This window comes from Planctopirus sp. SH287 (assembly GCF_056500625.1).
Window position 1 is genome coordinate 3232863 of the sequence record NZ_CM151403.1, and the last position, 12576, is coordinate 3245438.

Below are 12576 nucleotides of genomic sequence, written 5' to 3' on the forward strand. Positions count from 1 at the left end.
TTTAGGAGGCTCTTTGAATGAGGAACTATGAACTGATGGCTATCCTCCAGGAATATCCCGCCGGTGCCACTGTCCGGATACAACCGAATTCCTCAGGCCAGGAGTGTTATGACATCGTCGAAGTCGTGGATTCGACGGAAGAGGAATCTGGCAGCGATGTCTCCATCTGGCTGAACGGCGACAAGCCCACCGGGAAGAAATCATGAGAGTGGCGAAAGCGAAACCCCTGGCCGGGCAGCTCTCGTTTCTGGGTGAACTGCCCATTCGCTACTGCCCGATCTGCGGCCGACGCCTGACCAGCGAAAAAAGCCACCGGGCCGGGATCGGCCCCGGCTGCCAGAGACGGCAGCATGAGGGAATCCGGAATGAAATCATCGGCCGACTGTTCGGCCGGATGGTGAAACGTGTCATAGACCAGCCACTCATTGTGAGCCGCTGAATCTTGTGCCCCGAACCTAATTACTGCGTGGGAAATATGCGCAAGCAACGACGATATGCACATCGTGAAGAAATGATCAATGAAGTTCTTGTAACTCACGACGACAGAATAAGTCTTACTCAGAAACTGTTACAGTATATTCATTTCCGTCACAGGGGTAATTAAAAGGCGCTGCTGCCAACAACAGTGGCTCACAAGACACTGTTGACAGGTTGGGGTTAATATCAATACCAGTGAATACATCATTGTGTACTATTACTTGTGATAACCATCCCATTCCTTCTGGGCATGTCACAGCAATAGATATCACTCTGTCACATCCTAGAAGAGAGGTCTCTGGATCTCCGTTAAAGACCGAATGAGACCATGTATCTCCTCCGATATATGGCAGTTCAACGCTGGTAGCCCCATCACTGATTATTAATTTTCTTGGTAGCGGAACACCCGGACAGCAAGCAACAAAAACCGGTTCCTGTTCGGAACATTCCTCACACGGAATGACTTCAATCGTGGGTTCAAAGTCGCAGTTGTTGCCCAGGAGGCTGGCGTCGAAGGAGAAGCTGACGTTGCCGGGGCCGGCAGGGGTGGTCAGGTTGGTGGATCCCAGCACAATGCCATCGTTCACCAGCTGAACGGTCACCGGGGAATCATCCCCCGGATCGCGCGTGACTGTGGCGGTGACCGTGATCGGGCCGCTGGCCGGAGGAACCGTGGGCGGCATCCGAGCGCTGTTGCCGGACGGGGAGAGGCTTAACGGCTTAATCGTGCGAGACATGGCGGGACTCTTTTCAACAGAAAGGCGGAAACGAACGGGGATATGTTTAGCACAAGGCTCCTACCCCAGCACGCCTTGGTGCGCGGAAACGGATCCACGAACCCCACCGCCACATCCGGATCCAGAGTCAGGCATGGTCAAATCAGGCCGCGGCATCGGGGACGGATTCCGCGTCCTGCTGGATGCGGTCGTGCAAACCTGCGAGGAGATCGGCCACGTAGCCGCTCATGCCGCCGGGGTGTTTGGTGCGGCTGGCGGCCTGGTGGATGAGCACCCAAAAGCCGATCTTCGTGCGGACGTAGATTGGCTTCTGCTTTTGGGCGTCGTGCCCCTTGTTCGTTGTCATGTGTTGGCCCGCGGGGTTGTGGTCTTGACAGGATGCAGTCTTGACTGTGGTCTTGACAGGCACTTGCGCAAGCGCCTTCATCTGATTCGTCGATCGACAACCCACCGAGAGCCAGCACGCAAGGACGCGGCTGGCTCTCTCCCTGGGAGGCTATTGTCGCCAGCCAACGGATTTCGTCCAGAGCTTCCAAGGTACTTCCTGGCACTTTGGACGATTTCGACTCGTGTCCGTGGGGTTGAGTGATACGACACACTTTCTTTCGCGCGAACCTCCTGGGATTTCAGCATGGATGCAGCCCGGCCGAAAGGAGACGCGTACGAACGCCACAAGGAACGCTCGCGCGCCCGCCAGAAAGAAATCGGCGAAGAAACCCGCGACATCGGCGAGCTGCCCGCCGTCGCAAACCCCGCCCGCCGCACCAGTTGTGAAAACAACCTTCAGCTCTTTCTGGAAACCTATTTCCCCAATGCCTTCAAACTCGGTTGGTCGGACGATCATCTGCAAGTGGTGGCGGCCGTCGAGTCGGCGGTACGAGACGGAGGCCAGCAGGCGATTGCCATGCCCCGTGGTTCTGGCAAAACCACCATCTGCGAACGGGCCGTCATCTGGGCCATTCTCTACGGCCACTGCCGTTTCGGGCTGCTGATTGCCGCCGGGAAGGAAAAAGCCGAGAAGTCGCTCAAGAAAATCAAAATCGAAATGGAGCGGAACCCGCTCCTCCTGGACGACTTCCCCGAAGCCGTCGTGCCTGTCCGTGCCCTCGAAGGCCTCGCCAATCGTTGCACGGGCCAGCTCTACCAGGGCCAGCGAACTTACATCGGTTACAGCAGTTCGCAACTCGTGTTCGCTTCGATCGAGGGGGCCAGGTGTTCCGGGGCCATTCTCAATGTGGGTGGGCTGGAAAGTGCCGTCCGGGGAGCCAATGAAGCCTTGCCCAACGGGGAAGTCATCCGGCCTGACCTGGTGCTGGTCGACGATCCCCAAACCAAGAAATCCGCCCGCAGCGACTTGCAATGCCAGACGCGTGAAGAACTGGTCACGAATGACCTGATGGGCTGTGTCGGCCCGGGGGAATCTCTTTCGGTCTTGATGACCGTCACCGTCATTCGCCGGGGAGACATGGCTGACCGCATGCTCAACCGCCAACTCTTTCCCGACTGGCGGGGCATTCGTTGCAAGATGCTCTACGCCATGCCCGTGCGCATGGATCTGTGGGAGCAGTACTGGCAGATCCTCGCCGACGATCTGCGGGATGATGGCGACGGCTCCGTGGCCACCGCGTTCTACGCCCAGAATCTGGAAGAGATGAACCGCGGGGCCGTGGTGGCCTGGAAAGACAACTATCAGAAAAAGAAGGGGGAACTCTCCGGCCTGCAACGGGCGATGAATCTGTTCTTCAAGAACCGGGCCATGTTCTTTGCCGAGTACCAGAACGAACCCGAAGATGAAGCCTTTGAAACCCGGGTGGTCGACGCCGACAAACTCTCGGTCAAACTTAATGGCCTGAAGCGGGGCCTGGTGCCCGCCCGCAATCATCTACTGACCGGCTTCATCGATGTCCACGAAGACCTGCTCTACTGGTGCCTCGTCGCCTGGGGAGATGGCTTCACGGGCGACGTGGTCGAATACGGCACGTTCCCGCCGCAGTCAAAAATCTATTTCCACAAACGGGATGCCCGGCCCGATATGATCACCTGGTTCGCGAAAGCACAGGGCCGGTCGGTCGATTCGGTCAGCCTGGAGGAAGCGCTCTACGCTGCCTTGGACGCCTGCAGCCGGCAGATGTTCGAGCGGGAGTGGATCCGCGAAGATGACGCCAAGCTCGCTCTCCGCCGGATCCTGATCGATTCCAGCCATGGGCCAACGTCCGCTCTCACGAAAGCCTTCTGTGCCGAATCAGCCTTCAAAGACCTGATCTGGCCATCGCATGGCGTGGGCAAAACCCAGCGGAGCATGTTCAAGCCCACAAAAACCGCCCGGGCACAGGGTGATCGGTTCGGCTTCAACTGGCGGCTCAGGCGTACCAGCCGCCGATCCAGCGTGGCCCATCTTTCGTACAACGCCAACTTCTGGAAAACCTTCCTCTGGGGCCGCTTGCGTGTCGGCATGGGCGGTTCCGGTTCGCTGTCATTCTTCGGGGAATGGGCCACCCGGCGGGCGGGTGGCGAAGCCGTCCCGAAGATCCCCGATCAACACAAGCTCTTAATCGATCACCTGCGGGGGGAGTCCCCCAAGAGTGAAGATCTGGGCGGGGAGAAGATCGAAGTCTGGTATCCGGTGCCCAACACCGAGAACCATCTGCTCGACTGTCTGGTGGGAAGCTGCGTGGCCGCCAGCTATGAAGGCCTGACCATCGCCGGCCATGACGCCCCCGACGCCGGCAAGAAACCTCGCAAGAAGTTCTCGATGAACAGACGGGGGGCCGCATGACGGATTCCCACAAGCCCAACACGCCGGACGAACCCGCAGGCCTGGAATGTCCCCACTGCGGCTGCTGCGATTTCCGGGCCTACTACACCCGCCGCATGTCTAAGAGCATCCGCCGTGTGAAAACCTGCCGGCACTGCGGGCGACGGATCATGACCACGGAAAAGATTGTGGGTTAAAAAAACAAATCTAAGCAGAATCCCCAATTGCGAGGGGATATTAAACAAAAGACACTGAATGTGCAGAGTTGGTTGTAAGTATCACATTAGAAGGAGTGTGTTCACATTCAAAACTAACCTCTCTATCACACATATCCTTGAATTCTTCAGTCAATTCGGATTGATCAATCGCTCATCGTACGTATTTACATTAAAAAAAGTTTAACTATCCAGCAGAAAATTGCAGAGCACAAAAAGGGCTAACTATGACTGTAGTTGTTACCGTTGACATGTATTCTGGACGCCCCAACCCCACATGGGAGTTATCTGACTCTGAAGCACAAAAACTTCGCGAGTTACTCCAAAAGGAGCATGAACCCACGCCAATGAAGTCACCATCGCCGGCTGGTCTTCTTGGTTATCGCGGTATTCGGATTAGCTCAGCAGATGAATCTGCCCCCATTTTATTCACTCGTGTTTATGATGGAATACTTGAGGCAACTCATACGGATACACAGAATTTCATCGACGGAAACAGTGAGGTTGAAGAGTTCCTTATCAATACAGCAGGACTTCAACTTGATGGTGATGAAGCAACATACATTCAGCGAGAAATTCAAAAAAACGTGAAAGGCGGAACGGCAAACACACTTCGTGAAATTGAGTTATTTGCCATACCGCCCTACGACCCAGGGAAATGGAACAACGATCCAAGTATTCGACGAAATAACAATTGTTACAATTATGCAAATGATAAAATCACCAACACATTTTCCCAGCCTGGGCGTGGTAGTGGACAGGAAGGGCCTTACCCCCCAAGCTGCTCTGGTACAGGGGCCGCTTCACAAAGAGACGGACAGCGTCCAACTTCAAATCCTGATGTAACTCCTACTCAAGGGCACATTATCGCTCTTGTTATTTCCACAACTCCAGGCTTCCTCGATTACCACTGGTATCGACGCGATAGTAATACAATGTGGTCACACAAGCCTGGTGGTACATCCGCAACAAATCGAGATAATTCGGGTCTCACAATCTCTGACCCTCGAACCTGTAATCGAGGGCCATACAATATCTTTTGTGGGTTCTACCATTGTATTCCAACCGAAGTCCGTATCCGATAAGTTCGCGTACGTCATATTGTAGTAGTACCGTTCCACATGTGGAACTTTCTCCCTCCATTTCGTGATTTCGCCCGAAATCACTCTTCCGGAATTTCGCGCAAGCGCCACCTTCGAGACTCCCACGCCCGACCGGACGGAGAGCTCGCAAGGACGCGAACATGCCCGACGAATTACCGGATCTCACTGACCGCATCAAGGAAGTCGCGCAGGGACCCGCGCAGGCTTCCGATGCGGCGGGCGCCATGCAGACCCATAACCCGAAAGATCTGATCGAGGTCGACAAATACCTCGCTCAGAAAAGGGCTGCCAAGCGCAAGCTGGGCGGGCTGCGGATCTTCAAATTCCGTCCTCCAGGAGCTGCCTGAGATGGCCGGAATTCTTGACGCTTATGGGCGTCCCTTCATCGCAGAACGTCAGGTATCCCGCGCCTCTCACCGGCGCGGGGCTCCCGTACGGGCGCGTTATGACGCCGCCGAAAGTTCTCCCGACAATGTTCGGCATTGGCGGATGGCGGATGGTCTCTCCGCCGATGCCGCCAATTCTCCCGGCGTGCGACGAATTCTTCGGAATCGTGCCCGGTGCGAAATCGCCAATAACTCCTATCTGCGCGGCATGACCAGGACTTTGGCGAACGACGTCATCGGTTCCGGCCCGCGGTTGCAGATCCACTTCCAGGACAAGACCGTCGCCGCCCAGGTGGAGGCCCTCTTCACGCAGTGGGCCATGCTGATCAGGCTTGGCCCGAAACTGAGAACGAAGCGATTGGCCCAGTGCCAGGATGGCGAGGGGATCTCGATCTTCCGCAACAACGGGGGCTTGCCCGGCATCCAGCTCGATGTTCAGCTGATCGAAGCCGAGCAGCTCACCACGCCCTTCCTGCAAGCTTTAACCATCCATCAGGTGGACGGCATCGAGTTCGACGAATGGTCGAACCCCATGGCTTACCATGTCCTCAAGCGACATCCGGGGGACATGTTCAGCTATTCCGCCACCATGGAATACGACACCCTTGCCGCCTGTTATGTCTCCCACATCTTCCGCTGCGAACGTCCGGGGCAACACCGCGGACTACCTGAAATCATGTCGTCGCTCCCTTTGGGTGCGATGATGAGGCGCTACACGCTGGCCGTCTGTCAGGCCGCCGAGACGGCCGCCAACCTCTCCGCTGTCATGGAGACGGCCGGAGCCGTCGAAGATCCCGCCGAATCGGATGACGATCCTTTTACGACGATTGACATGGAACGCGGGATGCTGATGAGGCTCCCGGAAGGCTGGAAAATCAGCCAGCTCAAGGCCGAACAGCCGACCAGTCTGTACGGGGATTTCAAGACACACCTGCTCTGCGAACAGGCCCGGCCGCTGTCGATGCCCAAGAACGTCGCGCTGGGCGATTCCTCAGGCTACAACTATTCGAGCGGCCGCCTCGATCATCAGGTTTATTACAAGACCTGTGACATGGATCGCTCCGATTATGAGCTGCTGGCGCTGGAGCCGTTGTTCCGATTGTGGGTGCGGGAAGCCAAGTTGCTGGGGTTGATTCCCCGGGGACTGACCGTGGAAGCACTGAAGCATTCCTGGCAATGGGATGCCTATGAAGACATCGATCCCGCCAAGACGGCCGACGCGATCGAACGGGAACTGCGGCTCGGTCTGACGACGCTCCCCAGAGAGTACGCCAAGCGCGGACTCGATTGGGAAGCCGAACTGGAGAAACAGGCCAAGGCACTGGGGATGACCACAGAAGTCCTTCGTACCCGCATTACCAATGTGATCTACCAGCCGGCGGCTCCTCTCGTGAATTCTCAACCGGAAGGAGTGCCTCATGCCCGCCAGGCCGCGTAAATCCATCCGTCGTTCCCCCTCCGTGAAAGCTCGAAAAGCGCTGAAGGGGAAAATTTCGTTTCGTGCCCGGGCAACTGGCCATGCGGTCAAGTTTCTGGCCTCCGCTGAGACCAACGGACTCCCTCGCTGCGAGATGATCGCCTACACCGGCGGCCGTCTTCTGCTGGCGGAGTTTGATCTGCCGGTCGTGCTGGATCTCTCCGGATTGGCCATCAAGTCCCAGCAGCGGCCGTTACTCCGTTCCCATGATCATGACCGGGTGGTGGGACATTCCACCTCTGTCACCGCCACGGAACGGAATCTGCTGGTGGCGGGCATTCTCTCGGGCGCCGGAGCCGATGCGACGGAAGTCCGGGATTCCGGCCGGAACGGGTTTCCCTGGGAAGTCTCCATTGGAGCCTGTGCCTATTGGGCTGATATCGACGAGATCACCGAAGGCGAAACCGTCGTGGTCAACAGTCAAACCTTCGTCGGGCCGCTCTATGTGACGCGGCGGTCATCTCTCGACGAAGTGAGTTTCGTAGCGCTGGGGGCCGACGAAGGCGGGGCCTCTGCGAAAGTGATCGGTTCCGCCTCACCTGGGAAAGGATTCCCCATGACCTTTGAAGAATGGCTAGCCAAGATTGGTATCACCGATCCCGGCACACTGACCGAAGAGGGCCGCACCAAGCTGCAGCAGTCCTATGACGCCGAAATGGCGGCGGAAAGCGATGAAAGCGACCTCGAAGCTGAGGATGACGAAGAAAACGTCGAAGCCGAAGACGGTGGAGAAGAGGACGAACAACCCGTCGCTGCCCGCCGCAAGGGGAGCAATGTGAAGGCCAAGGGACGCCAGGCGAAGGTGAAGGCCAAAGCGGCTGGATCCAGCACGTTCGAGCAGCGCCGCGCCAAGACCACGCTGACCGCCGGTATTAACCGGGTGAACAAGGTTTATGCCGCCAACGAAAAGCGGGTGGCAGGCATTACCAAACTCTGTGGATCGAAACACTCGGAGATTGCTGCCCAAGCGATTGAAGGGAACTGGTCGATCGACAAGACCGAACTGGCGGTCATGCGGGCCGAGCGTCCCAAGGGTGTCTCCCCACATTCCAGCCGTCAGGGTGGGTACGAGAAGAACACCCTGATCAAGGCTGCTCTCAGCAAAACTCTGAAGCTGCCGTCCGTCGAAAAGGATTTTAAGCCGGAAGTCCTCGAAGCCGCCGACAAGCGGTACAAGCGAGGGATTGGACTGCAAGAACTCTGTCTCGAAGCGGCTCAGGCCAACGGCTACGAAGGCCACCGCTTCCGCGGTTATGAGCAGGCCGTCATGAAAGCGGCGTTCAGTACGTCCGAGCTGGCCGACATCTTTATGGACGTCGCCAACAAGTTCGTGCGGGATGCTTTCCTGCACGTCGATCAATCGTGGCGAGCCATCGCTTCAATCAAGCCGGTGACCGACTTCAAGACGATCCACGGCATCCGCCTGGTCGACGACTTAAAGTTCGAGAAGTTGGGGCGCGGGCAGAAGATTAAGCACGGTTCGCTGTCGGATGAGTCCTACACCAACCGGGCGGAAACCTACGCCAAGATCCTGACCATTGCTCGCGAAGACCTGATCAACGATGACATGGGGGCTTTGCAGTCCGTGACGAAGTTGCTCGGGCGTGGAGCGGCTCTGTCCTTGAATGAAGTCTTCTGGCTGGCCTTCAACAGCAACAGCAACTTCTTCAAGGTCGGTAACGGCAACATCCTGACGGGCGCTGGCTCGGCCTTCGGCGTTGATGCGCTGACGGCTGCCGAGAAGCAGATGCTGGAACGCAAGCATCTGAAGACCAAGGCTTTGCTGGGGATCACTCCCAAGATCCTGCTGGTGCCACCTTCCCTCGACACGCCTGCCCGGACACTCCTCAGCTCTGCCGAGTTGCGGGACACCGGCACCGACAAGAAGTACGGGACGGCCAACCCACACGCCGGAAAGTACAACAAGACCCCCGTCATGAGTCCTTACCTCAGCGATACCACATTGGGTGGCAGCAACACCGCCTGGTATCTGCTGGCCGATCCGAACGACGTGTCGGCGATTGAGGTGGTGTTCCTCAATGGCCAGGAACAACCAGTCATTGAGCAGGTGGAACTGGCCCCCGATTCACTCGGTTTCGGGATGCGGGGTTATTACGACCTCGGCGTCGCCCTGGCCGATCACTACGCCGGCCAACGCAATTCCGGGGCTTAATCCCGGCTGGAAACGACCCGTGTAGTCGGGGCGGGCTGTCTGGCTTCGGTCATTCTGCCCGCCCCGTCTTGGGGCCGGTGGGTTGTCAGTGGGTTGTCGGAAGTCTTTTTTTTACACCAGCAGGAGGGCCACGCATGGCCATTGCAAAACTTCAGTCGGGCGAGCCGATCGTTCTCGACCACACCCCATCCGCTGACGTGGCGGCCGGAGCTGTCGTGGTGATCGGAAACGATGTGCGGATTGCCCATCACTCCATTGCCGCCAACACGCCCGGTGCCCTCTCGGCCGGTGGCGCGGTCTACACCGTCCCCAAGGACACCTCGACGTTTACCGATGGGGCCATCGTCTATTGGGACGAATCCGAACAGAAGGCCTCCAGCTCTTCCGACACCAACGCCAACAAGCGGATGGGCACTTCGGTCGGAGCCTATGCCACCGGTGTCAGCACGATGAACGTGCTGCATCTCGCCAACACCTAAGAATCCAACGCGCTGCGGGCTCGCTATAGAAGGGCCGCGGCGACGATGCGCCCGGCGGACGGCACGAGAGCATGCCTCACGCCCTCCGCCGGGCTTTTTCTTTCACCCGTTTTTGAAAGTGAAAACCTGTGGCCAATCTCCTGAAATCCGCCCGCACCTGGCTGGCTCAGCAGCGTGAACAGCACGTTTCCGAGTCTGTCCTTTACTTGCGGGACGATCAGGAGCTTGTGCTGCAGTCGATGATCACCAGCTCGGATCAGAAAGCCCTGGCGGCGTTCGGCCTGCTGGTGGAGTTCGACAGCGTCTTTTTCGTGGTGCGTTTCACCGCCCTGGAGAACGGGGGCTTGCCGTTTCTCCCGACCACCGGCGACCGGATCCAGCATGTGACGGGCGGCGTCCGGCGCACGTTCCGCGTGCAGCTCCCCGAGGGATCCCAGCGGGAATACCAGTTCTGCGACGGCACCGGCCAGTCGCTCAAAATCCATACCGTGCTTGTTTCGATGGAGCCTGTCACATGACATTGCCTCAATTCCCGACACCATCGCCGATGGTGAAATCGTTCTTGCTGGGCCTCTCCGGCGTGGTGATTGCCTACCTCAGTCAATGGCTCACCTCGACGGACTTCGGCATCTACACGCCCCTGGTCGCCGGCTTTGCGCCCGTGCTGGTGAACTACCTCACGAAGCTGCGAAACGGTGACAACAAAGATGGCGACGATGACACCTCCGATGGCGGCACACCCAGCCCGTCACCTGTGAATCCGATTCAGCCAGTACTCGACGCGCTGCGAAAGCTCGTGACGAATGATCGGTCACCGACCGGCGTGAAGTGGTTGCCGCTGGGGGCGATGGCTCTCTTACTCTGTCTGCTGGCCACCGGCTGCCAGCCCGCCTTTGGAAAACCACCTCGAGCAGTCATCAGTGGGCCAGCGAAGGGAGAACCCGGGGAGTTCATGGAATTCTCCGCCCGCAGTTCGGAGGGCCAGCCCGATCATTATCAATGGACAATTTCCCCGGAACTCAAGGGACGCAAACAGCTCTCCAGTGCCAGTGCCGTCGATATCACCGCGGCCGGATATCCGGGGGTCTACGTCTTGACGCTCAGCGTGGGGAATGCCCACGGCATCGACACGATTGCCCGGCAGTTTGTGGTGGAAGGAACGCCACCACTTCCACCGCCCGCTCCCCAGCCCGTGAAACCTGACCCGGTGCCGCCGGTTCCTGAACCAGCCAAACCGGTGCCGGTGCCTGAACCGGTGAAGCCAACTCCGGCTCCCCAGCCTGAAAAAACCTTCGGGATTGCGGCCAGGATTGCGACGGCAGCGAAAGCCATCCATCGGCCTGGTCGAGCCGGCGAACTGTCCGGGGTGATCAGTGAAGCCAGGTCAGCGGCCAAATCATTGCAGGCGGGATCGATCGAGGTCACCCCCGCCATCAACCAGCTCGCAGCGGCCCTTGGCAAGTTGCCTGCCGACTACAAACCCCTGCTCTCCCTGATCATTGCCGAGATCAAACGTGTCTTTGGAGAAGGCCAGCTCAGCACACCGCTGGACTATGCCGCCTTCTTTCTCGAAGCCGCTCAAGCCCTCGAATCCGCCCAGTCACTCACAGAGTGATTTCGCCCGAAATCAGTCCGTTTATGAATCACGTTTGAAACCTGATCGCCAGCCCAAGGATGGGACACACCAACATGAAGAACTGGAAATTGTGGCTGCGCATCCTGCTGGCGATCTTGTCTGTGGCCGGCGTGCTCTGCGTGGCCCCCGTGCTGCTCCATGCCCCTGAAACGCCCTGGGAAGATTTCGGCTTGCCGGCCGATCACATGGCAGTGACGGAGGGGTTGCATCCCGACGCGAAACCCTTCGTCGCCAGTGGCGATGACCCCGACCGCAACCATGCCCGGGAACTGGCCCGGCTTGACCGAGCGGCTCTGTTCGTGGAATCAGCCCGCAAACCCCTGCTCGACCAATGGCCCGTCTCGATCCAGCAGACGGGGGATTGCACCAGCTTCGCGCTGACTCATGCCATCCGGGATCGGATCGTCATGCAGGTGGCCGCCGGCCGCCGGCAAAAAGTGGTCGAACCGTTTCCCCCCTATCTTTATGGAGCAGCCAGGCGAAACGTCGGTGCTCCCAAGATTGCCTGTGGTTCTGCCGGCTCACATCCGTCCTATGCGGTGATCGCTCTGAAGACGATGGGCTTCATCACGCGGGAGGAAGCGGGCCAACCATATTCCGGGTCACTGGCCAATAGCTGGGGTTGTTCAGGCCCCCCACAACATTTGATCGAGATCGGCAAAACCCGCTCGGGAGACTATCACCGCTGCACCACAGCCGATGATGTCTGCAAAGCGCTCACCAATGGTTACCCCTGTTTGTGGGGCACTTCCTTCAAACCGGTTGGCTTTGAAAAACGGGATGGCCGCCTGGTGGTCTCGCGTGTCGGCCGCTGGGCTCATGCCATGGAATTCTGCGGATACGACGGCACCTGCTCCGCTGACCCTGATCGCCAGTACTTTTTAGTTCGCAACAGCCATCCCCCCGAGTCGACGCCGGCACCCCTGGGCGATGAACCCGCTGGCAGCTTCTGGATGACCAGAAAGCAGCTCGAAACGGATCTCACCGCGACGCATGCCCGCACCCTTCCCAGCGGGGAAGTCTTCGCCATCAGCGATGTCTCCGGCTTTCCGGCCGACGCCATCGACTGGTCTTCTCTCGACCGCCTGTTAGAGGCCGCGAAGAAGTAAAGCAGCCAGAAGCGAAGTAGCGGAAAAGC

14 protein-coding genes are annotated in these 12576 nt (G+C 58.3%); 12 read left to right on the top strand and 2 right to left on the bottom strand.

Annotation, left to right across the window (positions count from 1 at the left end; genetic code table 11):
• Window positions 1-35: 35 nt before the first annotated feature.
• On the top strand, window positions 36-206 hold the full coding sequence (locus SH287x_RS11940; RefSeq protein ID WP_479514539.1) for a hypothetical protein: 171 nt from the start codon (window positions 36-38) through the stop codon (window positions 204-206).
• The gene (locus SH287x_RS11945; protein ID WP_479514540.1) at window positions 203-439 is read left to right on the top strand and encodes a DUF6011 domain-containing protein; all 237 of its coding nucleotides are present in this window, start codon (window positions 203-205) and stop codon (window positions 437-439) included. The genes SH287x_RS11940 and SH287x_RS11945 overlap by 4 nt, the downstream gene beginning before the upstream one ends.
• 115 nt (window positions 440-554) lie before the next feature.
• Here the strand turns inward: SH287x_RS11945 and SH287x_RS11950 are convergent, their stop codons facing one another.
• Both SH287x_RS11950 and SH287x_RS11955 read right to left on the bottom strand, forming a co-directional pair.
• A complete protein-coding gene (locus SH287x_RS11950; RefSeq protein WP_479514541.1) occupies window positions 555-1214 on the bottom strand; it encodes a hypothetical protein in 660 nt (219 codons plus the stop codon).
• Window positions 1215-1356: 142 nt separating this feature from the next.
• Window positions 1357-1560: a hypothetical protein gene (locus SH287x_RS11955; protein ID WP_479514542.1), complete on the bottom strand. Its 204-nt coding sequence runs from the start codon at window positions 1558-1560 to the stop codon at window positions 1357-1359.
• Window positions 1561-1845: 285 nt separating this feature from the next.
• On the opposite strand from SH287x_RS11955, the gene SH287x_RS11960 reads away from it, so the two are divergent.
• The 10 genes from SH287x_RS11960 to SH287x_RS12005 all read left to right on the top strand — a co-directional run bounded on the left by SH287x_RS11960 (window position 1846) and on the right by SH287x_RS12005 (window position 12547).
• A complete protein-coding gene (locus SH287x_RS11960; RefSeq protein WP_479514543.1) occupies window positions 1846-3990 on the top strand; it encodes a terminase gpA endonuclease subunit in 2145 nt (714 codons plus the stop codon).
• Window positions 3987-4166, top strand: a complete 180-nt coding sequence (locus SH287x_RS11965) for a hypothetical protein (RefSeq protein WP_479514544.1) — start codon at window positions 3987-3989, stop codon at window positions 4164-4166. The genes SH287x_RS11960 and SH287x_RS11965 overlap by 4 nt, the downstream gene beginning before the upstream one ends.
• Before the next feature lie 245 nt (window positions 4167-4411).
• Entirely contained in the window at window positions 4412-5269 is an 858-nt protein-coding gene (locus tag SH287x_RS11970; protein WP_479514545.1) for a hypothetical protein, read from the top strand.
• Window positions 5270-5427: 158 nt separating this feature from the next.
• On the top strand, window positions 5428-5634 hold the full coding sequence (locus SH287x_RS11975) for a hypothetical protein (protein ID WP_479514546.1): 207 nt from the start codon (window positions 5428-5430) through the stop codon (window positions 5632-5634).
• Between the two features lies 1 nt (window position 5635).
• Window positions 5636-7111 carry a phage portal protein gene (locus tag SH287x_RS11980; RefSeq protein WP_479514547.1) on the top strand — a complete coding sequence of 492 codons (1476 nt, stop codon included), beginning with the start codon at window positions 5636-5638 and terminating at the stop codon, window positions 7109-7111.
• Window positions 7092-9323: a phage major capsid protein gene (locus SH287x_RS11985; RefSeq protein ID WP_479514548.1), complete on the top strand. Its 2232-nt coding sequence runs from the start codon at window positions 7092-7094 to the stop codon at window positions 9321-9323. Before SH287x_RS11980 ends, SH287x_RS11985 begins: the two co-directional genes overlap by 20 nt.
• Before the next feature lie 134 nt (window positions 9324-9457).
• Window positions 9458-9802: a DUF2190 family protein gene (locus SH287x_RS11990; protein ID WP_479514549.1), complete on the top strand. Its 345-nt coding sequence runs from the start codon at window positions 9458-9460 to the stop codon at window positions 9800-9802.
• Between the two features lie 128 nt (window positions 9803-9930).
• Complete coding sequence (locus tag SH287x_RS11995) at window positions 9931-10320, top strand: hypothetical protein (protein ID WP_479514550.1); 390 nt, start codon at window positions 9931-9933, stop codon at window positions 10318-10320.
• The gene (locus SH287x_RS12000; RefSeq protein ID WP_479514551.1) at window positions 10317-11417 is read left to right on the top strand and encodes a hypothetical protein; all 1101 of its coding nucleotides are present in this window, start codon (window positions 10317-10319) and stop codon (window positions 11415-11417) included. The genes SH287x_RS11995 and SH287x_RS12000 overlap by 4 nt, the downstream gene beginning before the upstream one ends.
• Window positions 11418-11491: 74 nt before the next feature.
• Window positions 11492-12547, top strand: a complete 1056-nt coding sequence (locus SH287x_RS12005; protein ID WP_479514552.1) for a C1 family peptidase — start codon at window positions 11492-11494, stop codon at window positions 12545-12547.
• The last annotated feature ends 29 nt before the right edge of the window (window positions 12548-12576 follow it).

Bases quoted from the DNA above. Each gene is read 5' to 3' on its own strand.
- SH287x_RS12005 (WP_479514552.1), top strand. From the start codon at position 11,492: ATGAAGAACTGGAAATTGTGGCTGCGCATCCTGCTGGCGATCTTGTCT.
- SH287x_RS11990 (WP_479514549.1), top strand. From the start codon at position 9,458: ATGGCCATTGCAAAACTTCAGTCGGGCGAGCCGATCGTTCTCGACCAC.
- SH287x_RS11980 (WP_479514547.1), top strand. From the start codon at position 5,636: ATGGCCGGAATTCTTGACGCTTATGGGCGTCCCTTCATCGCAGAACGT.
- SH287x_RS11975 (WP_479514546.1), top strand. From the start codon at position 5,428: ATGCCCGACGAATTACCGGATCTCACTGACCGCATCAAGGAAGTCGCG.
- SH287x_RS11960 (WP_479514543.1), top strand. From the start codon at position 1,846: ATGGATGCAGCCCGGCCGAAAGGAGACGCGTACGAACGCCACAAGGAA.
- SH287x_RS11985 (WP_479514548.1), top strand. From the start codon at position 7,092: ATGCCCGCCAGGCCGCGTAAATCCATCCGTCGTTCCCCCTCCGTGAAA.
- SH287x_RS12000 (WP_479514551.1), top strand. From the start codon at position 10,317: ATGACATTGCCTCAATTCCCGACACCATCGCCGATGGTGAAATCGTTC.
- SH287x_RS11955 (WP_479514542.1), bottom strand. From the start codon at position 1,560: ATGACAACGAACAAGGGGCACGACGCCCAAAAGCAGAAGCCAATCTAC.
- SH287x_RS11940 (WP_479514539.1), top strand. From the start codon at position 36: ATGGCTATCCTCCAGGAATATCCCGCCGGTGCCACTGTCCGGATACAA.
- SH287x_RS11965 (WP_479514544.1), top strand. From the start codon at position 3,987: ATGACGGATTCCCACAAGCCCAACACGCCGGACGAACCCGCAGGCCTG.
- SH287x_RS11950 (WP_479514541.1), bottom strand. From the start codon at position 1,214: ATGTCTCGCACGATTAAGCCGTTAAGCCTCTCCCCGTCCGGCAACAGC.
- SH287x_RS11970 (WP_479514545.1), top strand. From the start codon at position 4,412: ATGACTGTAGTTGTTACCGTTGACATGTATTCTGGACGCCCCAACCCC.
- SH287x_RS11945 (WP_479514540.1), top strand. From the start codon at position 203: ATGAGAGTGGCGAAAGCGAAACCCCTGGCCGGGCAGCTCTCGTTTCTG.